The organism is Enterobacter sp. CPE_E1241, assembly GCF_045618265.1.
GTDB lineage: Bacteria > Pseudomonadota > Gammaproteobacteria > Enterobacterales > Enterobacteriaceae > Enterobacter > Enterobacter adelaidei.
In genome coordinates this window covers 1,156,209-1,180,647 of record NZ_JBIWYV010000001.1, presented here as the reverse complement: position 1 = coordinate 1,180,647, position 24,439 = coordinate 1,156,209, and the positions used below count along the sequence as shown (strand labels likewise).

At 55.4% G+C, this 24,439-nt stretch carries 24 protein-coding genes and 1 other annotated feature; of the genes, 11 read left to right on the top strand and 13 right to left on the bottom strand.

Translation table 11 applies throughout. The features are described from left to right. Position 1: 1 nt before the first annotated feature. Both ACJ9Y9_RS05660 and ACJ9Y9_RS05655 read left to right on the top strand, forming a co-directional pair. Entirely contained in the window at positions 2 to 772 is a 771-nt protein-coding gene (locus ACJ9Y9_RS05660) for an SDR family oxidoreductase (RefSeq protein ID WP_028017591.1), read from the top strand. A 58-nt stretch (positions 773 to 830) separates the two neighbouring features. Continuing rightward, a complete protein-coding gene (locus tag ACJ9Y9_RS05655; RefSeq protein ID WP_023293125.1) occupies positions 831 to 1,685 on the top strand; it encodes a co-chaperone YbbN in 855 nt (284 codons plus the stop codon). 51 nt (positions 1,686 to 1,736) lie between these two features. On the opposite strand, the gene fetB is transcribed toward ACJ9Y9_RS05655, so the two are convergent. Beyond that, entirely contained in the window at positions 1,737 to 2,519 is a 783-nt protein-coding gene (fetB, locus tag ACJ9Y9_RS05650) for an iron efflux ABC transporter permease subunit FetB (RefSeq protein ID WP_028017592.1), read from the bottom strand. Beyond that, a complete protein-coding gene (fetA, locus tag ACJ9Y9_RS05645) occupies positions 2,512 to 3,183 on the bottom strand; it encodes an iron efflux ABC transporter ATP-binding subunit FetA (RefSeq protein WP_028017593.1) in 672 nt (223 codons plus the stop codon). Before fetA ends, fetB begins: the two co-directional genes overlap by 8 nt. A 136-nt stretch (positions 3,184 to 3,319) precedes the next feature. On the opposite strand from fetA, the gene ACJ9Y9_RS05640 reads away from it, so the two are divergent. Both ACJ9Y9_RS05640 and ACJ9Y9_RS05635 read left to right on the top strand, forming a co-directional pair. Continuing rightward, a complete protein-coding gene (locus ACJ9Y9_RS05640) occupies positions 3,320 to 4,234 on the top strand; it encodes an SPFH domain-containing protein (protein WP_024906863.1) in 915 nt (304 codons plus the stop codon). After that, positions 4,231 to 4,683: an NfeD family protein gene (locus tag ACJ9Y9_RS05635; RefSeq protein ID WP_028017594.1), complete on the top strand. Its 453-nt coding sequence runs from the start codon at positions 4,231 to 4,233 to the stop codon at positions 4,681 to 4,683. The genes ACJ9Y9_RS05640 and ACJ9Y9_RS05635 overlap by 4 nt, the downstream gene beginning before the upstream one ends. Here the strand turns inward: ACJ9Y9_RS05635 and cueR are convergent. Next, positions 4,680 to 5,090: a Cu(I)-responsive transcriptional regulator gene (gene cueR / locus ACJ9Y9_RS05630; protein WP_028017595.1), complete on the bottom strand. Its 411-nt coding sequence runs from the start codon at positions 5,088 to 5,090 to the stop codon at positions 4,680 to 4,682. The two genes, ACJ9Y9_RS05635 and cueR, sit on opposite strands and share 4 nt — an antisense overlap. Positions 5,091 to 5,198: 108 nt before the next feature. Here cueR and copA point away from each other — a divergent pair, with 108 nt between their 5' ends. From copA to ybaK, 3 genes are all read left to right on the top strand, one after another. Next, positions 5,199 to 7,697 carry a copper-exporting P-type ATPase CopA gene (gene copA / locus ACJ9Y9_RS05625; protein ID WP_032666838.1) on the top strand — a complete coding sequence of 833 codons (2,499 nt, stop codon included), beginning with the start codon at positions 5,199 to 5,201 and terminating at the stop codon, positions 7,695 to 7,697. Between the two features lie 50 nt (positions 7,698 to 7,747). After that, complete coding sequence (locus ACJ9Y9_RS05620) at positions 7,748 to 8,542, top strand: TraB/GumN family protein (RefSeq protein ID WP_028017597.1); 795 nt, start codon at positions 7,748 to 7,750, stop codon at positions 8,540 to 8,542. 199 nt (positions 8,543 to 8,741) lie between these two features. Beyond that, positions 8,742 to 9,221: a Cys-tRNA(Pro)/Cys-tRNA(Cys) deacylase YbaK gene (ybaK, locus tag ACJ9Y9_RS05615; RefSeq protein ID WP_028017598.1), complete on the top strand. Its 480-nt coding sequence runs from the start codon at positions 8,742 to 8,744 to the stop codon at positions 9,219 to 9,221. 47 nt (positions 9,222 to 9,268) lie between these two features. Here the strand turns inward: ybaK and ushA are convergent, their stop codons facing one another. Further along, positions 9,269 to 10,921, bottom strand: coding sequence for a bifunctional UDP-sugar hydrolase/5'-nucleotidase UshA (ushA, locus tag ACJ9Y9_RS05610; protein WP_028017599.1), 1,653 nt, complete (start codon positions 10,919 to 10,921; stop codon positions 9,269 to 9,271). A 169-nt stretch (positions 10,922 to 11,090) separates the two neighbouring features. Here ushA and ACJ9Y9_RS05605 point away from each other — a divergent pair, with 169 nt between their 5' ends. Next, on the top strand, positions 11,091 to 12,311 hold the full coding sequence (locus ACJ9Y9_RS05605; protein ID WP_407226072.1) for an MFS transporter: 1,221 nt from the start codon (positions 11,091 to 11,093) through the stop codon (positions 12,309 to 12,311). 229 nt (positions 12,312 to 12,540) lie between these two features. After that, complete coding sequence (ybaL, locus tag ACJ9Y9_RS05600) at positions 12,541 to 14,217, top strand: YbaL family putative K(+) efflux transporter (protein ID WP_028017601.1); 1,677 nt, start codon at positions 12,541 to 12,543, stop codon at positions 14,215 to 14,217. Positions 14,218 to 14,297: 80 nt separating this feature from the next. On the opposite strand, the gene ACJ9Y9_RS05595 is transcribed toward ybaL, so the two are convergent. The 9 genes from ACJ9Y9_RS05595 to ACJ9Y9_RS05555 form a co-directional block, all read right to left on the bottom strand. Continuing rightward, entirely contained in the window at positions 14,298 to 15,602 is a 1,305-nt protein-coding gene (locus ACJ9Y9_RS05595; RefSeq protein ID WP_028017602.1) for an inosine/guanosine kinase, read from the bottom strand. Positions 15,603 to 15,664: 62 nt separating this feature from the next. Next, a complete protein-coding gene (gene hemH, locus ACJ9Y9_RS05590; protein WP_028017603.1) occupies positions 15,665 to 16,627 on the bottom strand; it encodes a ferrochelatase in 963 nt (320 codons plus the stop codon). A 124-nt stretch (positions 16,628 to 16,751) separates the two neighbouring features. Beyond that, positions 16,752 to 17,396 carry an adenylate kinase gene (gene adk / locus ACJ9Y9_RS05585; RefSeq protein ID WP_006809841.1) on the bottom strand — a complete coding sequence of 215 codons (645 nt, stop codon included), beginning with the start codon at positions 17,394 to 17,396 and terminating at the stop codon, positions 16,752 to 16,754. 194 nt (positions 17,397 to 17,590) lie between these two features. Next, entirely contained in the window at positions 17,591 to 19,465 is a 1,875-nt protein-coding gene (htpG, locus tag ACJ9Y9_RS05580) for a molecular chaperone HtpG (protein WP_028017604.1), read from the bottom strand. A gap of 110 nt (positions 19,466 to 19,575) precedes the next feature. Beyond that, the gene (gene recR / locus ACJ9Y9_RS05575) at positions 19,576 to 20,181 is read right to left on the bottom strand and encodes a recombination mediator RecR (protein WP_028017605.1); all 606 of its coding nucleotides are present in this window, start codon (positions 20,179 to 20,181) and stop codon (positions 19,576 to 19,578) included. Continuing rightward, positions 20,181 to 20,513 (bottom strand): YbaB/EbfC family nucleoid-associated protein, encoded by a 333-nt coding sequence (locus ACJ9Y9_RS05570; RefSeq protein WP_003858972.1) that lies wholly within the window; start codon positions 20,511 to 20,513, stop codon positions 20,181 to 20,183. Before ACJ9Y9_RS05570 ends, recR begins: the two co-directional genes overlap by 1 nt. Before the next feature lie 54 nt (positions 20,514 to 20,567). Next, positions 20,568 to 22,496: a DNA polymerase III subunit gamma/tau gene (gene dnaX / locus ACJ9Y9_RS05565; RefSeq protein ID WP_028017606.1), complete on the bottom strand. Its 1,929-nt coding sequence runs from the start codon at positions 22,494 to 22,496 to the stop codon at positions 20,568 to 20,570. Continuing rightward, positions 21,174 to 21,238 (bottom strand) — a sequence feature (DnaX frameshifting element). (Overlaps the previous gene by 65 nt.) Positions 22,497 to 22,584: 88 nt before the next feature. Further along, complete coding sequence (apt, locus tag ACJ9Y9_RS05560; RefSeq protein ID WP_028017607.1) at positions 22,585 to 23,136, bottom strand: adenine phosphoribosyltransferase; 552 nt, start codon at positions 23,134 to 23,136, stop codon at positions 22,585 to 22,587. A 152-nt stretch (positions 23,137 to 23,288) separates the two neighbouring features. Then, complete coding sequence (locus tag ACJ9Y9_RS05555) at positions 23,289 to 23,666, bottom strand: DUF454 family protein (protein WP_028017608.1); 378 nt, start codon at positions 23,664 to 23,666, stop codon at positions 23,289 to 23,291. Positions 23,667 to 23,716: 50 nt separating this feature from the next. On the opposite strand from ACJ9Y9_RS05555, the gene priC reads away from it, so the two are divergent. After that, the gene (gene priC / locus ACJ9Y9_RS05550) at positions 23,717 to 24,244 is read left to right on the top strand and encodes a primosomal replication protein N'' (RefSeq protein WP_028017609.1); all 528 of its coding nucleotides are present in this window, start codon (positions 23,717 to 23,719) and stop codon (positions 24,242 to 24,244) included. Positions 24,245 to 24,258: 14 nt separating this feature from the next. Beyond that, a complete protein-coding gene (gene rsmS / locus ACJ9Y9_RS05545) occupies positions 24,259 to 24,417 on the top strand; it encodes a pleiotropic regulatory protein RsmS (protein WP_032666839.1) in 159 nt (52 codons plus the stop codon). The last annotated feature ends 22 nt before the right edge of the window (positions 24,418 to 24,439 follow it).

The window sequence follows — 24,439 nt, the reverse complement described above, 5'->3', positions numbered from 1 at the left end:
TATGCAAAAATCGGTCTTAATTACAGGATGTTCCAGTGGAATTGGCCTTGAAAGCGCGCTCGAATTAAAGCGCCAGGGATTTCGGGTCCTGGCAGCCTGCCGTAAACCCGACGATGTCGAACGCATGAACGGGATGGGGTTTACCGGCGTGTTACTGGATCTGGACTCACCGCAAAGCGTTGAACGCGCCGCCGATGAGGTGATAGCCCTGACCGACAACCGTCTGTACGGTCTTTTTAATAATGCCGGGTATGGCGTGTATGGCCCGCTGGATACCCTCTCCCGCGAAACGCTGGAAAAACAGTTTTCGACCAACTTCTTCGGCGTGCATCAACTGACTATGCGCTTGCTCCCCGCTATGCTGCCGCACGGTGAAGGACGTATCGTGATGACCTCCTCGGTGATGGGCCTGATCTCCACCCCAGGCCGCGGCGCCTACGCCGCCAGCAAATATGCGCTGGAGGCCTGGTCTGACGCCCTGCGCATGGAGTTGCGTCACAGCGGCATTAAGGTCAGCCTGATTGAACCCGGCCCCATCCGCACCCGCTTTACCGAAAACGTCAACCAGACGCAGGCGGACAAACCGGTCGAAAACCCTGGCATCGCCGCACGTTTTACCCTCGGGCCGGAAGCGGTTGTCGCCAAAGTGCGCCATGCTTTTGAGAGTGAAAATCCAAAAATGCGCTATCCGGTGACGCTGGTCACCCATGCCGTAGGCTGGTTAAAACGCCTGCTGCCGGGCCGGATGATGGACAAAATTTTACACGGTTGAGTTGAAGCAACGACGCTCACCCCCATGTAAAGAACAAACCGACAAAAGAGAAAGCCGCATGTCCGTACAGAATATCGTCAATATTACTGAAGCAAACCTGCAACAGACCCTCGAACAGTCAATGACCAAACCGGTGCTGTTCTACTTCTGGTCTGAGCGAAGCCAGCACTGCCTGCAGCTGACGCCGGTACTGGAAAGCCTTGCCGCACAGTACAACGGCCAGTTCATTCTCGCCAAACTGGATTGTGACGCCGAGCCAATGGTGGCATCTCAGTTTGGTCTGCGCGCGATTCCAACCGTCTATCTTTTCCAGAACGGTCAGCCTGTTGATGGTTTCCAGGGGCCGCAGCCGGAAGAGGCTATTCGCGCTCTGCTGGATAAAGTCCTGCCGCGTGAAGAAGAGCTGAAAGCGCAGGAAGGCATGGCGCTAATGCAGGAAGGCAAATATGACGAGGCGCTGCCGCTGCTCAAAGAGGCATGGCAGTTGTCGAAGCAAAACAGCCAGATTGGTCTGCTGCTGGCGGAAACGCAGATTGCGCTACACCGCTCAGAAGACGCAGAAGCCGTGCTGAAGACGGTTCCACTTCAGGATCAGGACACCCGTTACCAGGGGCTGGTCGCGCAAATTGAGCTGCTGAAGCAGGCGGCAGACACCCCGGAAATTCAGCAGCTGCAACAGCAGGTAGCTGACAACCCGGCCGATGCCGCGCTGGCAAGCCAGCTGGCGCTGCAGCTGCATCAGGTAGGGCGTAACGAAGAAGCACTGGAGCTGCTGTTTAGCCATCTGCAAAAAGATCTGGCTGCCGCAGACGGCCAGGCGCGTAAGATGTTCCAGGAAATTCTGGCCGCGTTGGGCACCGGTGACGCGCTGGCGTCGAAGTATCGTCGTCAGCTGTACGCGCTGCTGTATTGATGCACTTTGCCCGGGGGCGGCTTCGCCTTACCGGGCCGACAAAAGCCGATATTATCCCGTCTTTTTCAACTGCGTCACCACCAGCTGGTGGCGCGCGTTATAGAACTTCCGGTAGGTCAGGTAACAGGCAATGATGGTTGACAGGCTCGCCGTTGAGAGCAACATAAACGTTACCATGATCTGATACTTAATCGCTTTTACCGGATCGATACCCGCAAAAATCAGACCCGACATCATACCCGGCAGGCTCACCAGTCCCACCGTTTTGGCAGAATCCACCGTCGGGATCAGCGATGAACGGATGCTCTCACGGATCAGCCGCGCCGAGGCCATTTTAGGCGTTGCCCCCAGGCTTAACTTCTCCTGCAGCTGCTGCTGTTCACTGCTGAACCGCTGGCCCAGATTGTTGTAACACAGCCCCACGGCAACCATCGCGTTTCCGGCGATCATTCCGGAAATAGGGATGACCTGCATTGGCGTAAACGCAATTGAACCAGAGAGCACCAGCACTGCCAGCGTGAGCGCCGTCCCGGTCGTAATGGCAATAAACGACGAGATAAAGGCCTTATCAATGTACTTACTGCGTTTTTGCGCATTCCACGCTGCGTTAAAGCAGATAAAAAGCACCATCAGCAGCGTCAGCACGGCGTGGTTGACGTTGAAAATATACTTCAGCACATAGCCGACAATAATCAGCTGAATAACCGCCCGGCAGATACTCCACAGAATATCTTTTTCCAGCCCCAGCTTTTCCCGATAGCTGACCACAATCGCAATCAGCACCAGCACCATCGAAAACGCCAGGGATTCATTGGTAATATTATGCTCACCCACGGTTAGCCTCCTGCATTTTCCCACCGTGCGGCTGGAGCGTAATCACGTCATCCGCATGGGTTATTTCGTTAGCGTCGTGCGTCACCCACAGCACGGCAACATTCTGCTTGCTGGCGTAATGATGAATGATGTCGTTAACGTTGCGCTTATTGGCCTCATCCAGCGCGCTGGTGATTTCGTCCAGCAACAGCACCCTGGGTAAAAATTGCAGGTTACGGATCAGCGAGACGCGTTGCTTTTCTCCACCCGACAACTCACTCACGGCTTTGGTCAGCGTCTCCTGCGGCAAGCCAAAACGTTCCAGATCGGCCGATAATCGCTTAGGATCGGGCGTCTTATTGCGAATTTTCCAGGGAAAAATCAGGTTGTCATACACCGTATCGCCGAAGAGCGTGGGCGTCTGTACCGAGTATGATACCTGCTGGCGATACGCCTCAGGAGAGAGCGTTGCAATATCCTTCCCCTCAAAAAAAATCTTGCCTGAGGTGGGGCTGAGCAGCGAGGCAATGATTTTTAGCAGCGTACTTTTCCCGCAGCCCGATGGCCCGGTGATCAAACGAAACTCCCCCGGCGAAACGGTAAAGCTGACATTATTCAGAATAGTGGTTTCACCCACACGGTAGCCTACATCCGCGATTGTTAAAATCGCGCTGTTATCCTTCATGTTATTTCCTGCCTTCATCCCAATAATTAGCAGTAGTCTACGGCGATTAGTGATTGTATGGCGACTTTCCTCGTATACTTAGGGTCAACAAACAGCCATATGGTTTCCGCCACAGCATGCAAAACAGGAGGTTTTTATGCTCATCGTTGTTCCTGTCCTTATTTTCGTTGCGCTGGTTATTGTCGGCGCTGGTGTCAAAATTGTCCCGCAGGGTTACCAGTGGACAGTCGAGCGTTTCGGACGTTACACCAACACATTACAGCCAGGTTTAAGCCTGATTGTCCCTTTCATGGACAGAATTGGTCGTAAGATCAACATGATGGAACAGGTGCTGGATATTCCTTCTCAGGAAGTGATTTCTAAGGATAACGCCAATGTCACCATTGATGCCGTCTGTTTTATTCAGGTAATTGATGCGCCAAAAGCGGCCTATGAGGTGAGCAATCTGGAGCTGGCTATCGTTAACCTGACGATGACCAATATCCGTACCGTACTGGGTTCGATGGAGCTGGATGAGATGCTCTCACAGCGAGACAGCATCAATACCCGACTGCTGCACATTGTCGATGAAGCGACGAATCCGTGGGGGATCAAAGTCACCCGTATTGAGATCCGCGACGTTCGCCCACCGGCTGAACTGATCGCCTCCATGAACGCCCAGATGAAGGCTGAGCGAACCAAACGTGCCTACATTCTTGAAGCCGAAGGGGTACGTCAGGCCGAGATCCTCAAAGCGGAAGGGGAAAAACAGTCGCAAATCCTCAAAGCCGAGGGCGATCGCCAGTCTGCGTTCCTCCAGGCGGAAGCGCGTGAACGTTCAGCCGAAGCGGAAGCTCGTGCCACCCAGATGGTGTCAGAGGCGATTGCCGCTGGTGATATCCAGGCCGTGAACTACTTTGTCGCGCAAAAATATACCGACGCGCTGAAACAGATCGGCTCAGCAAACAACAGCAAAGTGGTCATGATGCCGCTGGATGCCAGCAGCCTGATGGGCTCTATTGCCGGGATCGCTGAACTGATCAAAGACAGCGGAAACGAGCGTAAAAAATGATTGAGCTCATCGCCGCACATCCTCACGCTTTCTGGCTAAGCCTCGGGGGGTTATTGCTGGCCGCTGAGATGCTGGGCGGCAACGGCTACCTGCTCTGGAGCGGTGTCGCCGCCGTCATTACCGGGCTGCTCGTGTGGCTTCTGCCGCTCGACTGGGCGTGGCAAGGTGCGTTGTTTGCCGTACTGACACTGGTGGCTGCATGGCTGTGGTGGCGCTGGCTTAACCGACGGGTTAACGAGCAGAAACCGTTAGATGCGCACCTTAATCAGCGCGGGCAGCAGATTGTCGGCCAGCGTTTTACGCTCGACACCGCGCTGGTGAACGGGCGTGGACATATGCGCGTGGGCGACAGTTCGTGGCCTGTCGTGGCCGACGATGACCTCAGCGCCGGAACGCGGGTTGAGGTCGTTGCGGTAGAAGGAATAACTCTGCGGGTTAAAGCCTGTTAAACAGATGCCTTACGATGGCAGCAGCCTGCAAGATTATCTATGATCGGGCAATCGGCGCTGTCATCTCCCGGACATGATTCCGCCAGCGCCAGCAGCTGTTTGCGCATCGCCTGTAACTCGGTGATGTGGCGTTCAATCTCAGCCACCTTTTCCAGCGTGCGATTTTTCACATCAGCGCTGTGACGCTTCGGATCGTTAAAGAGATTCACCAGCTCGCCACACTCTTCCAGATTAAAACCGACCTGTCTTGCCTGACGCAGCAGCGTCAGTTCGTCAAGATGCAGTTGCGTGTAACTACGGTAGCCGTTTTCGCTGCGCAGCGGCGGTGTCACCAGCCCTTTCTCTTCATAAAAGCGAATCGCTTTGCTGGTTAAGCCGGTTTTTTTCGCAACATCACTGATATTCACATTTCCCCCTTGACCTTCCCCTTGATGGAAGGTTTAACCTTCATAACAGTTAGTGAAAAGCGTTACTCCGGTCAACATCTGACCAGATCATTATACGGGAGTTTAGTTATGTCTCACACTATTGACCTGACACTGGACGGCCTCTCCTGCGGCCACTGTGTCAAACGCGTTAAAGAAAGTCTGGAACAGCGTCCTGATGTTGAAAGCGCTGAAGTCACCATCGATCATGCCGCCGTGACCGGCAGCGCCAGTGCGGATTCGCTGATCGACACCATCAAACAGGCAGGTTACGGGGCGGAGCTGAGCCACCCAAAGGCTAAACCGCTGGCAGAGTCATCATCCCCGTCGGAAGCACTGACAGCGGCCACTCCTGAGCTTCCGGTAGCTGATGATATTGATGACAGCCAACAGCTGCTGATCAACGGCATGAGCTGCGCCAGCTGCGTCTCCCGGGTACAAAATGCCTTGCAGGCCGTACCGGGCGTCGCACAGGCACGGGTCAATCTTGCGGAGCGCACCGCGCTGGTGATGGGCAGTGCCTCCGCCGCAGACTTAGTGCAGGCCGTTGAAAAAGCAGGCTACGGCGCTGAAGCCATCGAAGACGATGCAAAGCGTCGTGAACGTCAGCAGGAAACGGCGGTTGCCACCATGAAACGCTTCCGCTGGCAGGCAATAGTGGCCCTGCTGGTCGGGGTTCCGGTGATGGTGTGGGGCATGCTCGGCGACAACATGATGGTCACCGACGATAACCGCACGCTGTGGCTGGCGATCGGTTTGATCACCCTTGGGGTGATGATCGTTGCAGGCGGACATTTTTATACCAGCGCCTGGAAAAGCCTGAAGAATCGCACTGCGACGATGGATACGCTGGTTGCCCTTGGTACGGGGGCAGCATGGCTGTATTCGATGAGCGTTAACGTCTGGCCTCAGTGGTTCCCGATGGAGGCGCGACATCTTTATTATGAAGCGAGTGCGATGATTATCGGCCTGATCAACTTAGGCCATATGCTCGAAGCGCGCGCGCGCCAGCGTTCCTCAAAAGCACTGGAAAGATTACTTGATTTAACGCCGCCAACCGCGCGGGTAGTCACAGAGGATGGTGAAAAGAGCGTCCCGCTGGCCGAGGTTCAGCCCGGTATGACTCTGCGCCTGACTACGGGTGACCGCGTTCCCGTTGACGGTATTATCACACAGGGTGATGCCTGGCTGGACGAAGCGATGCTCACCGGGGAACCCATTCCACAGCAGAAATCCCACGGTGACGCCGTTCATGCCGGTACGGTGGTGCAGGACGGCAGCGTGCTGTTCACCGCCAGCGCCGTCGGCAGCCACACGACGTTGTCGCGTATTATTCGCATGGTGCGCCAGGCGCAGAGCAGCAAGCCAGAAATTGGCCAGCTTGCTGATAAAATCTCAGCCATTTTTGTTCCGGTGGTGGTCGGTATTGCCCTGCTGAGTGCGGCTATCTGGTACTTTTTCGGTCCCGCGCCGCAGATTGTTTATACCCTGGTGATCGCCACTACGGTGCTGATCATCGCCTGCCCTTGCGCACTCGGTCTTGCCACACCGATGTCGATTATCTCCGGTGTCGGTCGCGCTGCCGAGTTTGGCGTGCTGGTACGTGATGCCGATGCCCTGCAACGCGCCAGTACGCTCGACACGCTGGTGTTTGATAAAACCGGCACGCTGACCGAAGGCAAACCGCAAGTTGTGGCCGTGAATACGACAGGTATGGCAGAAAATGACGCACTGCGTCTTGCTGCCGCGCTTGAGCAAGGCTCCAGCCATCCTCTGGCTCGCGCGATTATTGAGAAAGCCGGGAATGCCAGCCTGCCGCAGGTGAGCAATTTCCGCACCCTGCGCGGGCTCGGCGTCAGCGGTGAAGCAGAAGGCCACGCGCTGCTGCTGGGCAACCAGGCATTGCTCAATGAAAACGGTATTGATACTGCCGAGCTGGAAAGCGAGCTGAAGGTGCAGGCGTCTCAGGGCGCCACGCCGGTTCTGCTGGCGGTGGATGGCAAAGCCGCCGCGCTGCTGGCCGTGCGCGATCCGCTTCGCCAGGACAGTGTGGATGCCTTAAAACGCCTGCACCGCGCAGGTTATCGCCTGGTCATGCTGACCGGGGATAACCCGACCACCGCCAACGCCATTGCGAAAGAAGCCGGTATTGATGAGGTCATTGCTGGCGTACTGCCGGACGGTAAAGCTGACGCCATCAAGAAACTGCAAAGCCAGGGGCGTCAGGTGGCAATGGTCGGCGACGGCATCAACGATGCCCCTGCGCTGGCTCAGGCAGATGTCGGTATCGCCATGGGAGGCGGGAGCGATGTCGCTATTGAGACGGCAGCGATCACGCTGATGCGCCATAGTCTGATGGGCGTTGCTGATGCGCTGGCCATTTCAAAAGCCACGTTGCGCAACATGAAGCAGAACCTGCTGGGGGCATTTATCTACAACAGTTTCGGCATTCCGATTGCCGCCGGGATTTTGTGGCCGCTGACCGGCACGCTGCTGAACCCGGTGGTCGCAGGTGCAGCCATGGCGCTCTCCTCCATCACCGTGGTGAGCAACGCCAACCGACTGTTGCGGTTTAAACCGAAAGATTGAACCTTGTTCTCGTACGCGCTAGCATGAACCTTTCCGTTCATGGAGCGCGTATGAGTCTGTTTAATCGTATAAAAACATCGTTTCGCGCCCTATTCCCCCGCCGTTATGCCTGGCCCGGTCTGGATATCTCGCTTCCTGGCGGCCAGCACCTGCACCTGGTGGGCAGCATCCATATGGGCACGCAGGATATGTCTCCCCTGCCTCCTGGTCTGATAAAACTTCTCAAGCGCGCCGATGCGCTGGTTGTTGAGGCGGACATTTCGGGCCATGAATCACCGTTTGCCGGTCTGGAGAGCACTCTCAGCCTGGCAGAACGTCTGGATGATGCTCTGCTCGCGGAACTGACGCGCGTCGCGGATGAGACGGGCGTGTCGCTCTCGATGATCGACGCTCTGCCGCTCTGGCAAATTGCCATGGTGCTTCAGGCCACGCAGGCGCAACGTCTGGGTCTGCGCGGTGATTACGGCATTGATTACCAGTTACTGAATATGGCAAGGGCACGCAGGATGCCGATCATCGAACTGGAAGGGACGGACAGCCAGATTGCGCTGTTGCGACAACTGCCTGACGACGGTCTGATGCTGCTGGATGATACCCTGACCCACTGGCACACCAACGCGCGCCTGCTGCAGACCATGATCGGCTGGTGGCTGGATGCTCCGCCCGCAGACAGTAAGCTGGCTTTACCGTCGACGTTTAGTGAATCGTTATATGATGTGCTGATGAATGCGCGTAATAAAGCCTGGCGGCAGACGCTGCATGCCTTACCTGCCGGGCATTACGTTGTCGCAGTAGGTGCATTACATTTGTACGGAGAAGGGAATTTGCCGTCACTGTTGAAATAAAAAAATGGCCAATATTTCTATTGGCCCGTCAAAGAGGAATTTCATCGTTTTTATTATGCCGAAGGAGACCTTCGGTTGAGCCGATTGTCGCTCAAAGTGACCATCACTGCCAATACTATTGCGCAAGATGGTGCTATTTTTTAGACAAACGTCAGGCGTATGCTGTGAGCATGAATTGTCTGTCGTAAGAAGGATAGCTATGACTCCCGCCGTTAAATTACTCGAAAAAAACAAAATTCCTTTCCGGATCCATACCTACGATCACGATCCGAATGAAACCAATTTTGGTGATGAAGTGGTGCGCAAACTGGGGCTGAACGCTGACCAGGTCTATAAAACGCTGCTGGTCGCCGTGAATGGCGACATGAAGCACCTCGCCGTCGCGGTTACGCCCGTCGCCGGGCAGCTTGACTTGAAGAAAGTGGCGAAAGCGCTGGGCGCGAAAAAAGTGGATATGGCAGACCCAATGGTTGCGCAACGCACCACGGGCTACCTGGTCGGCGGGATCAGCCCACTCGGGCAGAAAAAACGGCTGCCGACGCTGATAGATGCGCCTTCACAGGAGTTTGAAACCATCTTTATATCCGGCGGCAAACGCGGGCTGGATATTGAACTCGCAGCGGGCGATCTGGCGAAAATGCTGGACGCGAAATTTGCGGATATTGCACGCCGGGAGTAAGAGAAAAGCCGGGTAAGGCGCAGCCGCTACCCGGCAAAACAACCACACTACTGCCAGCTCACCTCACCCTTCGGCTCGTATGCATTCACGTCAATCGGCGAGTTTTGCTCGATGAACTGCTTCAGCACTTCCGCGTCGATAAAACCGGTGTTCACATAGCCTGGTTTGTTATCAATATGCGGATAGCCGTCTCCACCAGTGGCGTTAAAGCTTAACGTCGCCAGACGGTACGTTTTAGCCGGATCAACCGGTTCGCCTTTGATCTTCAGATCGTTAAGCTTGCCGTCTTTCGCCACAAAGCTCACGTTGGCAAACTGCGGATAGGCACCGGAATCCGGCTTCATCTGCGCCACGGCGGTCAGGTAGTCAATGACCTCTTTCCCGCTCATGTCCGCATAGACCACCACGTTACCGAACGGCTGCACCTTCAGAACGTCTTTATAGGTAATGTTTCCACCTTCGATGGAATCACGAATACCGCCGCCGCTCATTACGCCAAAATCAGCGCCGGTACGCGCCATTTGCGCTGCCAGCACCAGATGCCCCATATTGGTCTGCACGAAGCGGACTTTGCTGCGATCCCCTTCCAGACGACCATTGAGCGTGCCAATCTTCACATCCAGCTGTGCCTTACCTTTATTCTGGAACGGTGTCAGCAGGGAGAGCATCTGCTGATTCTCAGCAATCTCCGGGGTGTAAAGTACGCGCTCACTTTTCCCGTCAGGATAAGTGACTTTCTTCTTCAGGTTGACCGGGATGAGCTGGTAATGCACCAGTTTCATCTCGCCGTTACGGAACTCAAAATCCGCCCGGCCTACGTATTTGCCCCACTCATGCGCCTGCACAATCCAGATGCCGTTCTGACGGTCTGGGGCACACGGCGTGCCTGGCACGTAATCAACCTGCTTTTTATTCTCGGAGGCCATGCAGACCGGATCCTGTGAGTGACCGCCCACAATCATTGCCAGCGAGCCAGCCGGCAGGCTGCGTGCCATCTCCACGTCACCTGGCGCATTAGAGCCGTGTTCGCCATTGTCATAGTGCCCCATGTGGGTGGTGGCAATAATCACATCCGGCTTTTCGTTCTGCTGTAATTCCTGAATAACCAGCTTTGCTTCGTCTGCCGGTTTACGGAATTCGATATCGGTAAAGAACTCAGGATTGCCAATTTTCGCCGTATCGTCAGTGGTTAGGCCAATCACCGCGATTTTCAGGTCCTGGCGCTTAAACAACGCCCACGGTTTAAACAGGCGTTCGCCGGTACTTTTCTGGTAAATATTGGCTGAGAGGAACGGGAATTTTGCCAGTTTTTCCTGCTGGCGCAGTACCGTTAGTGGATTATCAAACTCGTGGTTACCGACGGCCATCGCATCGTAACCAATCAGATTCATACCGCGAAAATCGGGCTCGGCATCCTGTAAATCGGATTCCGGTACCCCGGTGTTGATATCTCCCCCGGACAGCAACAGCACGCTGCCGCCCTGGGCCGCCACCTCTTTACGAATACCATCTACCAGCGTTTTTTGCGCCGCCAGACCATATTCGCCGTATTCACTGCGCCAGAAATGCCCGTGGTGATCGTTGGTATGCAGAATGGTGATTTTGTAGGTTTTATCTTTTTCGTATGCCTGCGCGGGCAGGCTTACCAGGCCCCATGCGGCGATAAGCGCCAGCGCGACGCCCCGCTTCATTAACTTCATCTTTTCTCTCCCTGACCAATAGACAAAGGCAAAAATTACAATGACTCACAATAATAGACAAATAAGTTTTCAGAATTGCGACTTTCTTCAAATGCCCCTGACAGGTATGTTAGTTGGATAATAATTACATCCTGCATTTCTAATAACTAAAGACGTGGTAATTCTCTCTATGGCAATCAGTGAATCAACCCAGCCCGTTCCGGGCGTGCCGGCGTCACCGCCGAAATCGCGCACCTCTTTTAAAGTCTTAGGTGCAATCAGTCTTTCTCATCTGCTCAACGATATGATCCAGTCGTTGATTCTGGCAATTTATCCGCTGCTGCAATCAGAGTTCTCTTTAACCTTCGTGCAGATTGGGATGATCACCCTGACCTTCCAGCTCGCGTCCTCGCTACTGCAGCCAATAGTGGGCTACTGGACGGACAAATACCCGATGCCATGGTCGCTACCGATTGGCATGTGTTTCACCTTAAGCGGGCTGGTACTGCTGGCCATGGCTGGGAGTTTTGAAGCGGTGTTAATCGCCGCCGCACTGGTGGGCACCGGCTCGTCGGTCTTCCACCCGGAATCCTCCCGCGTGGCGCGTATGGCCTCCGGTGGTCGTCACGGCCTGGCGCAGTCACTCTTCCAGGTGGGCGGTAACTTTGGTAGCTCTCTCGGCCCGCTATTGGCCGCGGTGATTATTGCCCCTTACGGTAAAGGCAACGTGGCGTGGTTTGTGCTAGCCGCACTGCTGGCGATTATCGTACTGGCGCAGATCAGCCGCTGGTATGCCGCTCAACATCGGGTGAACAAGGGTAAACCTAAAGCGAAGGTGATTAATCCTCTACCGCGTAACAAGATTATCCTGGCGGTTTCCGTCCTGCTGGTGCTGATTTTCTCGAAATATTTCTATATGGCGAGCATCAGCAGCTATTACACCTTTTATCTGATGCAAAAATTCGGATTATCGGTACAAAATGCGCAGATCCACCTGTTTGCCTTCCTGTTTGCGGTCGCTGCCGGGACAGTGATTGGCGGGCCTGTGGGGGATAAGATTGGGCGTAAATATGTAATTTGGGGCTCTATTCTCGGCGTGGCACCGTTTACCCTTATTTTGCCGTACGCCAGCCTTGAATGGACGGGAATTTTAACCGTGATTATTGGTTTTATCCTCGCTTCCGCGTTTTCCGCCATTCTTGTCTATGCGCAAGAGCTGTTACCTGGTCGTATCGGTATGGTTTCCGGACTCTTTTTCGGGTTCGCCTTTGGCATGGGTGGGCTTGGTGCTGCGGTGTTAGGGATGGTTGCGGATCACACCAGCATCTTCCTGGTTTATAAAATCTGCGCTTTACTGCCACTTCTTGGGATGTTGACCATATTCCTGCCTGATAACCGTCACAAAGCGTAAATTACGGGTAGCCAAAGTTTTACTTTGGCTACCTGATACCCTGATGCCATAAGGGTTTCTTCTGTCTCCCCCTGCTGAATTTATCAAAATGCGCTTTTTTTCGTGCTTATTGCTGTTTTATTCAAATTTCAACAATTATTCATAAACATAAGAGTAAAAATTGTCATAAACTATTACTCGGTTTTTTGGTTTGCGCCAAAAAGGAACACCCACAACGAAAGGAGACGGAATGCATCACGCCACACCGCTTATCACCACCATTGTTGGTGGCCTTGTGCTCGCTTTTATCCTTGGCATGATTGCCAATAAACTGCGTATTTCTCCCCTTGTCGGCTATTTGTTAGCGGGTGTCCTGGCGGGACCGTTTACGCCTGGTTTCGTTGCGGATACCAAACTGGCTCCTGAACTGGCGGAATTAGGCGTGATTCTGCTGATGTTTGGCGTCGGTTTGCATTTTTCACTGAAGGACCTGATGGCGGTAAAGTCGATCGCCATACCGGGAGCGATCGCCCAGATAGGGGTAGCGACGCTGCTGGGGATGGCGCTTTCAGCAATTCTTGGCTGGTCGCTGATGACCGGCATCGTTTTTGGGCTGTGTCTTTCCACCGCCAGTACCGTGGTGTTGCTGCGCGCACTTGAAGAGAGACAGCTGATTGACAGCCAGCGCGGACAAATTGCGATAGGCTGGCTGATTGTTGAAGACCTGGTGATGGTGTTAACGCTGGTACTGCTGCCCGCAGTCGCCGGGATGATGGAAAAAGACAACGTCGGCTTTGCCTCGCTGGCGCTGGATATGGGTATCACTATCGGTAAAGTCGTGGCGTTTATCGCCATCATGATGCTGGTGGGCCGCCGTCTGGTGCCGTGGATCATGTCCCGCAGCGCAGCGACGGGTTCACGCGAATTGTTTACCCTCTCCGTACTGGCGCTGGCACTGGGTATCGCCTTTGGTGCCGTTGAGCTGTTTGATGTCTCCTTCGCGCTGGGTGCATTCTTCGCCGGGATGGTGTTGAACGAATCCGAGCTGAGCCACCGTGCGGCGCATGACACTCTGCCGCTGCGTGATGCTTTCGCCGTACTGTTCTTCGTTTCCGTCGGGATGCTGTTTGACCCGATGGTCCTGATTCATCAGCCGCTGGCTGTGCTGGGCACGCTGGCGATTATTATCTTTGGTAAGTCGCTCGCGGCTTTCTTCCTGGTAAGGATGTTTGGCCACTCCCCGCGTACGGCGCTGACCATCGCCGCCAGTCTGGCGCAAATTGGTGAGTTTGCCTTTATTTTGGCGGGTCTGGGCATGGCGCTGAACCTGCTACCGCAAGCCGGGCAGAACCTGGTGCTGGCAGGCGCAATCCTGTCGATTATGCTGAACCCAGTCCTGTTCGCACTGCTGGAAAAATACCTCGATAAAACCGAAACGCTGGAAGAACAGACGCTGGAAGAAGCTATCGAAGAAGAGAAGCAGATCCCGGTAGATATTTGTAATCACGCCCTGCTGGTTGGTTTTGGTCGCGTAGGCAGCCTGCTTGGTGAGAAACTGATGGCGCAAGGGATCCCGCTGGTAGTGATTGAAACGTCACGCACCCGCGTCGACGAGCTGCGTGAGCGCGGTATCCGAGCGGTGCTGGGCAATGCGGCAAACGAAGAGATCATGAATCTGGCGCATCTGGACTGCGCACGCTGGCTGCTGCTGACCATCCCAAACGGCTATGAAGCGGGTGAAATTGTGGCTTCCGCGCGCGAGAAGTGCCCGACGATTGAGATTATCGCCCGGGCACATTATGACGATGAGGTGGAGTACATTACCGAGCGCGGTGCGGATAAGGTCGTGATGGGCGAGCGCGAGATTGCGAATACAATGCTGACGCTACTGGAGAAACCGCCGGTTGAAGAAGGGGTGACGGGTTAAAAAAGCCTGCTGGCGCTACGCTTAGCCGGCCTACAAGTAGCCCCGGTAAGCGTAGCGCCACCGGGGTTTTCTTTTAGCAATCAACGATCCCAATAAGCCTCTTCCAGGCTGTCTTCCCTTTCCGGCAGGCCACGCGTTAAGCGCGGGGAATGCTGGTTAAGCACCTGATAACTCACGCGGTTAGCGTATTTGCACACCTGCGCCAGCGACGAATAGGTCAGCCAGTTGAACTTGTGCTTGCTGGAGTTCGGCACGTTGGTTTTATGGTAAGCATTCGCGGTGATGTCATGGAGCAATGCGGCCAGCGCGCCATCACCTGCACCGTTGGTGTTCATGATCTTCTCTGGCCCGCCCATATACGGGGCGATGTGCGAGTAGATACGCAGCGGATTAACACAGTCTTTAAAACGCATACCACGGCTGAACTCGTACTGGTTGAACTCGGCGATCGCGCCAGGCAGCAATGGATGCTGGGTTTTGCGTTTGCTCTCTTCTTCCGTGAAACCTGCCATATACAGCCCAACCGGTCCTGCGGTACAGAGCACCAGATCCACCCACTCCAGCGCTTTATCAGACGCCAGCAGCGGATCGCTTTCGCCCGTCAGCGCTTCCGCCTCTTCTTCGTTCATCGCCAGAATCGAGACGTGCTCTTTCAGGAACGCCTGCCACCACTCCGGATTGTCGGCAATCACGAATTTGGTGCCCAGCGTGAGAACGACGGGCACATTGTATTTCTTCGCGTACTCAATCGCTTTCATGGTCGCGTCCGGCATCGGCTCACCCGGTTTGCAGCGCACCAGATAGGAGGTCAGCACCAGCGCCGAGGCGCCTGCAATCACCTCTTCCGGGATGCTCTCGGCACGCAGTTTGTTCATGTGACCCGGGCTGATGGCAAAGGTGCGCTCGCCGGACTCACCGATCAGCGTAAAGCAGCGGCCAATCGGCCCGTCGACCCCCTGGAGATAGTTCAGATCGGTACGGCTGGAGGTGTTACAGAGATAACGGTAGGCATAGCCTCCGATTTCGATATTACTGCACATTACGCCCAGCAGTACCGAGCGGTCATCAGCCAGTACGGAGTAGTTGTGCATGGTGTTACCGATGGTACCGCCGGCAAACTGATGGGTGATCAGGTTTTCGCGCACCAGTTCCTGGTAAAGCGCTTCGGCAACGTCGTCCTCAATCACCAGCGAGTGCCCCGCGCTCAGACCGTAACGGGCGACAAACGCATCATCCACTTTCGCTTCAATGTCCACCAGCGTCTGGTCGATACCAACGACCCATGCGGCACTGGTTTCATTCTCAAGCTGGATTTGCTGCAGGAGCGGATCGCGGGCATCAACGGGAAAGTAGTGTTTGGATTTGCGTTTACCGGGAAATTTCATGGTCTGAACTGTACAAAGAATATGGGCCGGGAATGTTAGCACAAACCCGGCCCGGAGTGCGATCAGCGACTGTTTGTCACCAGAGAGACCATCATGTCGATATGCTCAGGCGAGTCGTTAAGTGCCGGAATGTATTCGTACTTCGTGCCCCCCGCTTCCAGGAAGAACTCTCTGTTTTGCACAGCAATTTCTTCGAGCGTTTCCAGGCAATCCGCCGAGAAGCCTGGCGACATCACCTGAATATGCTTCACCCCTTTCTCACCAAGCATCTTAAGCGTTTCATCGGTATATGGGGTGAGCCACGGCTCGCGGCCAAAGCGCGACTGGAAGGTCATCATCACCTTCTCCGGCGGCAGGCCGAGGGCAGAAACCAGTTCGCGCGTGGTATCACGACAACGCTGCGGGTAATCATCCCCCTCGTCAGCGAAACGCTGCGGGATACCGTGATAAGACAGCAGTAGCAGATCCGGCTCGCCGTGTTTTTCGAACGACGCACGCGCGCTGTTGGCAAGCGCCTTGATATAGAGATCGTTATCCGCGTAGTCGCGAATAAAGGTCACGCCAGGTATGCGACGGCGAGTCGCCAGAATACGCGCCAGTTCATCCCATACCGCAGCAACCGTCGAACAGGAGTACTGCGGATAGAGCGCCAGCACCACTATGTGGTCAACCCCCTGCGCCAGCAGTGATTCGACCGCGCTTTCCAGCGAAGGTTTACCGTAGCTCATACCAAGAGCAACAGGCATATCCGGCAGGCGTGCGGCCAGCGCCTTTTCCTGGCGACGGCTGTAAACCATCAGCGGAGAACCCTCTTCCATCCAGACGGACTGATAGAGCCTGGCGACGCGCGGAGAACGAATCGGCAGAATCACGCCACGGAGCAACGGCCACCACAGCAGTCTTGGGGTATCCACGACGCGCGTGTCGCTTAAAAATTGTCGCAGGTAGCGTTTTACCGCGTCTGATGTAGGTGCTTCTGGGGTGCCCAGATTGGCAAGCAGGATGCCGGTTTTCGCCTGACTCATTCACGCCTCTTAACCATTTGAATGGTTGTCAATTGTAGCGGAAATGCGTTTAAACGAAACCCATTGCTGCGATAGGAAAGATGGGAATATTTCTCACCCGGAGATCCGGGTGAGAAAGGTGCGATTAGCCGAGGATTTTTTCCAGCTCTGCACGTACGTCAGCAACGGCTTTGGTACCGTCAACTTTCGCGTATTTGGTGTTACCCGCCTGCGCTTCTTTGGTGTAGTAGCCAATCAGCGGTGCAGTCATCTGATGGTATTCCACCAGGCGCTTACGCACGGTCTCTTCCTGATCGTCTTTACGGGTGGTCAGCTCTTCGCCGGTCACGTCGTCTTTGCCTTCAACCTTAGGTGGGTTGAATTTAATGTGGTAAACGCGGCCAGAAGCAGCGTGTACGCGACGGCCCACGATACGGTCAACGATCAGCTCGTCCGGCACGTCGAACTCCAGAACGTAGTCCACGTTGATGCCCGCTTCTTTCATGGCGTCAGCCTGAGGAATGGTGCGTGGGAAGCCGTCCAGCAGGAAACCGTTACGGCAGTCTTCCTGAGCAATGCGCTCTTTGACCAGAGCGATAACCAGCTCGTCGGTCACCAGCTTGCCTGCGTCCATGATGTCTTTCGCTTGTTTACCCAGCTCGGAGCCAGATTTAACAGCGGCGCGCAGCATGTCACCGGTGGAGATTTGCGGAATACCGTATTTCTCCATGATGAACTGAGCCTGAGTTCCTTTACCCGCGCCCGGAGCGCCAAGCAGAATAATACGCATTGCGAAAATCCCCTCAAAAGTCGTTTCAATTTTTCAAAAGCGCTAAACAATACCACCAGAACGGGCATCGCTCAAGGAAGGCGGGAAGGCTGAAACGGTTAAGGGGGGGAGATTATTTGGGAGGGTGAGGTCTGGTGCCCTCACCCCGGCCCTCTCCCACGGGAGAGGGAGAAGACCAGGGGAGGCGTGGTCAATTACGCCAGCAGCAGCGCATTCACACGTTTAATGAACAGGTTAGGATCTTCAAGCGTGCCGCGCTCGGCCAGCAGGGACTGATCCAGCAGCAGTTCAACCCACTCGGCAAAGCGGGCGTCGTCCTGAGTATCCGCCGCGCGTTTCACCAGAGGATGATCCGGATTAAGCTCAAAGATATATTTCACTTCCGGCATCGCCTGGCCCGCAGCAGCGAACAGTTTCGCCATCTGGGTGCCCATTTCGTCAGCGTCGGTGGTAACGATCGCCGGGGTATCAGTCAGACGATGAGTGAAACGCACCTCTTTCACACGTTCGCCCAGCAGGGTTTTCACGCGCTCAACGAATGGCTCCAGCGCCTTCTCGGCTTCTTTCGCGCTTTCATCCACTTCATCCGCCAGCTTGTCGATGGACTCATCCGCTTTGGCAACGGACTGGAACGCCTTACCGTCAAACTCGGTCAGGTAGTTCATCATCCACTCGTCGATGCGGTCAGAAAGCAGCAGCACTTCGATGCCTTTCTTGCGCAACAGCTCGAGGTGCGGGCTGCTCTTCGCCGCCGCGTAGCTGTCGGCGGTAATGTAGTAAATCTTCTCCTGCCCTTCTTTCATGCGCGAGACGTACTCTTCCAGCGACACGGTCTGCGCGGAGGAGTCGGTGTGCGTAGACGCGAAGCGCAGCAGTTTGGCGATGGCCTCCACGTTCGCGGTATCTTCCGCAGGGCCCTCTTTCAGCACCAGGCCGAACTGTTTCCAGAAGGTCTGGTATTTTTCCGCATCGTCTTTCGCCAGTTTTTCCAGCATCTGCAGCGCACGTTTGGTCAGGGCGTTGCGCAAGTTACGGGTGACGGTGCTGTCCTGCAGAATTTCGCGGGAGACGTTCAGCGGCAGATCGTTGGAATCTATCAGACCACGCACAAAGCGCAGGTAGTTCGGCATGAACTGCTCGGCATCGTCCATGATGAACACACGCTGTACGTACAGCTTCAGACCATGCTTGTGATCGCGGTTCCACATGTCCCACGGTGCCTGTGCCGGAATGTACAGCAGGCTGGTGTACTCCTGCTTACCTTCCACACGGTTGTGGCTCCAGGTCAGCGGGTCGGTAAAATCGTGGGCGATGTGTTTGTAGAACTCGTTGTATTCGTCGTCTTTGATTTCAGACTTGTTGCGCGTCCACAGTGCCTGCGCCTTGTTGATCTTCTCCCAGGAGACCACGGTTTCGCCGTCTTTCTCTTCCTGTTTTTCAATCTCAACCGGCAGGGCGATGTGATCGGAATATTTGCTGATGATGGAGCGCACGCGCCAGTCGTTCAGGAAATCATCTTCACCTTCACGCAGGTGCAGGGTGATTTCGGTACCGCGATCCGCCTTGGTGATGTCATCAACGGTGTATTCGCCTTCACCTTTGGACTCCCAGAACACACCATTTTCCGCGCTGTCGCCTGCTGCACGGGTACGCACGGTAACTTTGTCCGCGACGATGAACGCCGAGTAGAAACCAACGCCGAACTGACCGATCAGCTGGCTGTCTTTCGCCTGGTCAGAGCCCATGGACTCCAGGAACGCTTTGGTGCCGGATTTGGCGATGGTCCCGAGATGGTCGATGACCTCATCGCGATTCATCCCGATGCCGTTATCGGCGATGGTCAGGGTACGGTTCTCTTTATTGAAAGAGACACGCACGCGCAGCTCACCGTCGCCTTCGTACAGATCCGGGTTAGACAGTGCACGGAAGCGCAGCTTGTCCGCCGCGTCCGAGGCGTTGGAAATCAGCTCACGCAGGAAAATTTCTTTGTTGGAATACAGGGAATGGATCATCAGGTGCAGAAGCTGTTTTACTTCTGACTGGAAACCACGGGTTTCTTGTCCTTTCATCTAAGTCGACCTCAACAATGCCATTTAATGGGGTTTTAAAACGTTGAGGGAGAGATGGGGATAAGGGGGGGAAATTTCAAGCGGAGGCCACGGACGCAGCCTCCGTTTGGTCAGAAAATAATCTTGTGGCGTCCCGCAAGAGAGTGTGACAGCGTGGTGCCATCGACCATCTCCAGCTCGCCTCCCACCGGCACGCCGTGGGCGATACGGCTGGCGTCAACGCCGTACTGCGAGCAAAGCTCGGCGATGTAGTTGGCCGTTGCCTCCCCTTCCACCGTAGGATTGGTGGCGAGGATCACTTCGTTGATCGTTTCGGACTCAAGACGCTGTTCAAGGCGGTCAAGACCGATATCGTCCGGGCCAATACCGTCCAGCGGGGAGAGATGCCCCATCAGCACGAAATAGCGGCCGGAAAACTGCCCGGTCTGCTCAATGGCGTAGATGTCCGCCGGACTCTCCACCACGCAAATCTGACCGTTTTCCTGGCGACGCGGGTTCGAACAGATGTTACACACGTCCTGCTCGGTAAAGGTACGGCAATCCGCACAGTGACCAATTTCTGACATGGCGCGGGTCAGAGCCTGCGCCAGGCGCATCCCGCCGCTGCGGTCGCGCTGCAATAGCGTAAACGCCATGCGCTGCGCCGACTTCGGGCCAACGCCCGGCAGGCAGCGCAGTGCTTCCATTAACTGCGTGAGCAGCGGACTGGTTTGCATCAGAATGGCATCTTGAAGCCAGGTGGCAGTTGCATGCCGCTGGAAACAGAGGCCATTTTCTCTTTCTGAGTTTCGTCGATACGGCGAGCGGCATCGTTAAACGCGGCTGCAACCAGATCTTCCAGCATCTCTTTGTCGTCTTCGAGCAGGCTTGGGTCGATCTCAACGCGGCGGCAGTTGTGCGCACCGTTGATGGTCACTTTGACCAGGCCGGCACCGGATTCACCCGTGACTTCCAGCTGAGCGATCTCTTCCTGCATCTTCTGCATTTTTTCCTGCATCTGCTGAGCCTGCTTCATCAGGCCACCCAGACCGCCTTTTCCACCAAACATAGGCTTCTCTCTTTTTTCACGTTTAAGGATTACAACCGTAAGTCAGACTCACGATCAAATGGGGCGAATACTCTCTTCATCCAGATCGGCGTCGAAGAACCGGCGCAGGGTCTGAATGTTGTTATCCGCGATAATTGCCTCGCGCGCCTGCGCGAGCTTCTCTTCATAAATGGCCTGACGCCACTCCAGCGGCGTTTTCACTGCCGGATTATCATCTTCAATGATAGTCAATTCAACCGGCGCACCCTGTAATGCGGTGAGCGCTTCGGCCAGCGCCTTTTGCGCGCCAGGCGAATTCAGGTGTCGTTGACCAGGACGCAGGTGTAAACGCACCTGATTGCCGTCCTGCTCTTTCCAGGCATTCAGCGCGACCTGCTCCACCAGCTTCGGCAACTGAAGCTTACTGACCTCGGCGGCCCAGGCATCACGCGCAATTGACTCTTCGGCGAGCTTCGCAGAAAGCTCCGGCGTTTTCTCATGCTCCAGCGCCTTTTTCAGCGCTTTCGGGGTGGCGACCTCTTCCTTCACCTCTTCGATGATAGTGGTCGCCTTCCAGCGGTAAGCCTCTTCTTTCACCGGGGCTTTCTGCTCGAGCGCGGAGGGTGCAGGACGCGACTGTACGCGCTCCGTTACCGAGGCCAGTCGTTCAAGCGCGGCGTTGTTAACCGGCCGCGCTCTTGCAGGCGCTGCCGGTTCACTCTTTTTTGGTTTGGTTGCTCCCTGCGCACGCTGCAACTGGCTGCGCGCGGCAAGCACCGAACTGGTGGCGTCCGACAGCGGCACATTTTGCTGCGGCGGGGGTGTCGGCTGCGGTGGTACCTGCTGCGGTGACATCACCGCCGTCGGTGCGACCGGAGCAAAGGATTGTCGCGGCACGTCCGGTTCCGGCAACGGCATACGCGGGTGGAACGCCAGCGCGCGCAACAGCGTCATTTCAACGCCCATACGCGGATCCGGCGCGAACGGTAATTCTTTGCGGCCAATCAGCAGCGTCTGGTAGTAAAGCTGAACATCAGCAGGCGGCACGGTGCGGGCAAGTTCACGCATCCGCTGTTCGATAGCCGCCATATCCGCACCAATGGCAGACGGAGAAAGCTGCAGCATCGCCACGCGGTGCAGCAGGCTGAGCATCTCGACCAGCAGCCCTTCCCATTCAATACCCCGGGCAGCGGCCGCATCGACCTGCGACATAACACGCTCGCCGTTGGCGGCAATCATCGCTTCGATAAGGGAGAGCGCCTGATCGTCATCCAGCGTGCCGAGCATGGTGCTGACCGCCTCGGTCGAGAGCTTGCCGTCACCGCTGGCTATCGCCTGATCGGTAAGACTTAACGCATCACGCAGGCTGCCGTCCGCTGCACGAGCCAACAGTTGCAGAGCACGCGGTTCGTGGACAATTTTCTCTTCGTCGAGAATATGTTCAAGCTGAGCACGGATCTGTTCAACGTCCAGCGCCTTCAGATGGAACTGCAGGCAGCGCGACAAAATGGTGACCGGCAGCTTTTGCGGATCGGTGGTCGCCAGCAGGAATTTCACATGCGCGGGCGGTTCTTCCAGCGTTTTCAGCAGGGCGTTGAAGCTGTGACGCGACAGCATATGCACTTCATCGATCAGGTAGACCTTGAAGCGCCCACGCGCCGGGGCATACTGCACGTTGTCGAGCAGATCGCGGGTATCTTCAACTTTCGTGCGTGAAGCAGCATCGATCTCGATCAGATCGACAAAACGCCCCTGCTCAATCTCGCGGCAGTTATCGCATACGCCACACGGCGTGGCGGTGATCCCGGTTTCGCAGTTCAGACCTTTTGCCAGCAAACGGGCAATAGAGGTCTTGCCGACGCCGCGGGTGCCGGAGAAAAGATAGGCGTGATGGATGCGACCTAGCGACAAGCCGTTCGCCAGGGCCGTCAGCACATGTTCCTGACCGACAACGTCAGCAAAGGTTTGTGGTCGCCACTTACGGGCTAACACCTGATAACTCATGGGCAGGCTCTGCAACGCTGGAAGGTGAATTTATGGAGGGGAATGCTATCACAACCTCACCCATTGAGCGAGGTTGTGAAAATCGGGATCAGTGACCCGGGAATGGCACCAGGCTGTAGCTGGTAATACCCTGTTTTTCCAGGCGCTGTTCACCGCCCAGATCGAACAGGTTGATGATGAATGCCGCATCGGTCACTTCACCACCCAGACGACGGATCAGCTTCACGGTCGCTTCGATGGTGCCGCCGGTTGCCAGCAGATCGTCAACCACCAGCACTTTGTCGCCAGGGACGATCGCATCAACGTGGATCTCCAGCTGATCGGTGCCGTATTCCAGCTCGTAGCTTTCAGCGATGGTTTCACGTGGCAGTTTGCGCGGTTTACGTACCGGAACAAAACCCACACCCAACGCCAGCGCAACCGGTGCGCCAAACAGGAAGCCACGGGCTTCGGTACCTACTACTTTGGTGATCCCGGCGTTTTTATAACGCGCAACCAGCAGTTCAATGCTGAGCGCGTACGCTTTCGGGTCTTCCAGCAAGCTGGTTACATCACGGAAAAGAATGCCAGGTTTTGGATAGTCCTGGATACTTTTGATGCTGTTTTTCAGATATTCAAGCTGCTGTGCAGTTGCGGTCATCGGTTTGTGCCTAAATGAAACAGTGTTACTCACAGCGCGCAACGAGTCGATTAAAGATAACAATTGTTTAACCTTTAACCAGGCGCACCTGTGCTCGAAAACGGTCGAATTTACTGGCTGTGCGAGATAATTGCAACAGACATTATAAGGCGTCAGTGCTTTTGTTGCTTTTCATCAACCACCGGGATTCGCCACATAAAGATGAGCAGGCATGTCAAGATCGCCAGCAACAGGATCCGTACCCACATCATTTTCACCAGCCATAATGAAATAGCGAAGGTGATGAGGATCACCGCGATCGCGCGCGGTTTAGCACCGGGCGGCATGGCCCGGTGTTTTTGCCAGTGGCGCAGATAACCGCCAAACCATGAGCGATACAGCAGCCAGTGGTGAAAACGCGGCGATGATCGGGCGAAGCACCAGGCCGCCAGCAGGATAAACGGCGTGGTCGGCAGCAAGGGTAAAACCACACCTAATGTGCCAAGCACTACCGCGAGCCAGCCAATGATGATTAAAATAGTACGCTGCATAATGCGAATCGTTATCAAACTGAACGGCTACTTTACCACTGGAGAGCGCCTTGAAAACAGCCTTGCTTCTGGAGACGCTGCAAAAACAGCTGACCACCCTGCGAGCAGAGGCCACCCCTCTGATGGGGCACGCCACGCTGAAGCCGCGCTTTGACCGGCAACTTTTTCGCACCCGAAGCACGCTCATTCAGGATTATATTGCTGAAGCCCAGGCCCATCTTGATGAGCTTCGCCACGCGGTTGAGCACGGGCAAACACAGCAGGTTGCCTGGCTTGCAGAGCATCTTGCCGGGCAAATCACCGCCCTACGCCGGGAAATTGCCACCTGGACGCTGCGCGCCTGGGACGGTGCATCACCGGGGCTCGGCAAATGGCAGCGTAAGCGGCTGGAGAACCAGGAGTTTGAACGGCGGTTGTTTGAGATGAAGCGCGAGCGGGAAGCGCGCCTGAGCAACAGTGAAACGCTGGAAGAGCAGCAATTATTGATGCGTGAGATTAGCGCGCTGGAAGGACGCCTTGTCCGCTGCCGTCAGGCGCTGGATGAGATTGAACGCGTGATTGCACGTTTGACCCGTTAACAGGAGCCACACAAATGTCACTGGAAAATGCACCCGATGAGGTCAAGCTGGCCGTTGATTTGATTATGTTACTGGAGAATCATGAAATCCCCGCAGAGACGGTGCTTAAGGCGCTGGAGATTGTACGGCGAGACTTTGAAGGTAAGGTGAGGGCAATACAGCCCTCACCCTAACTCCCTCTCACCGGGAGAGGGA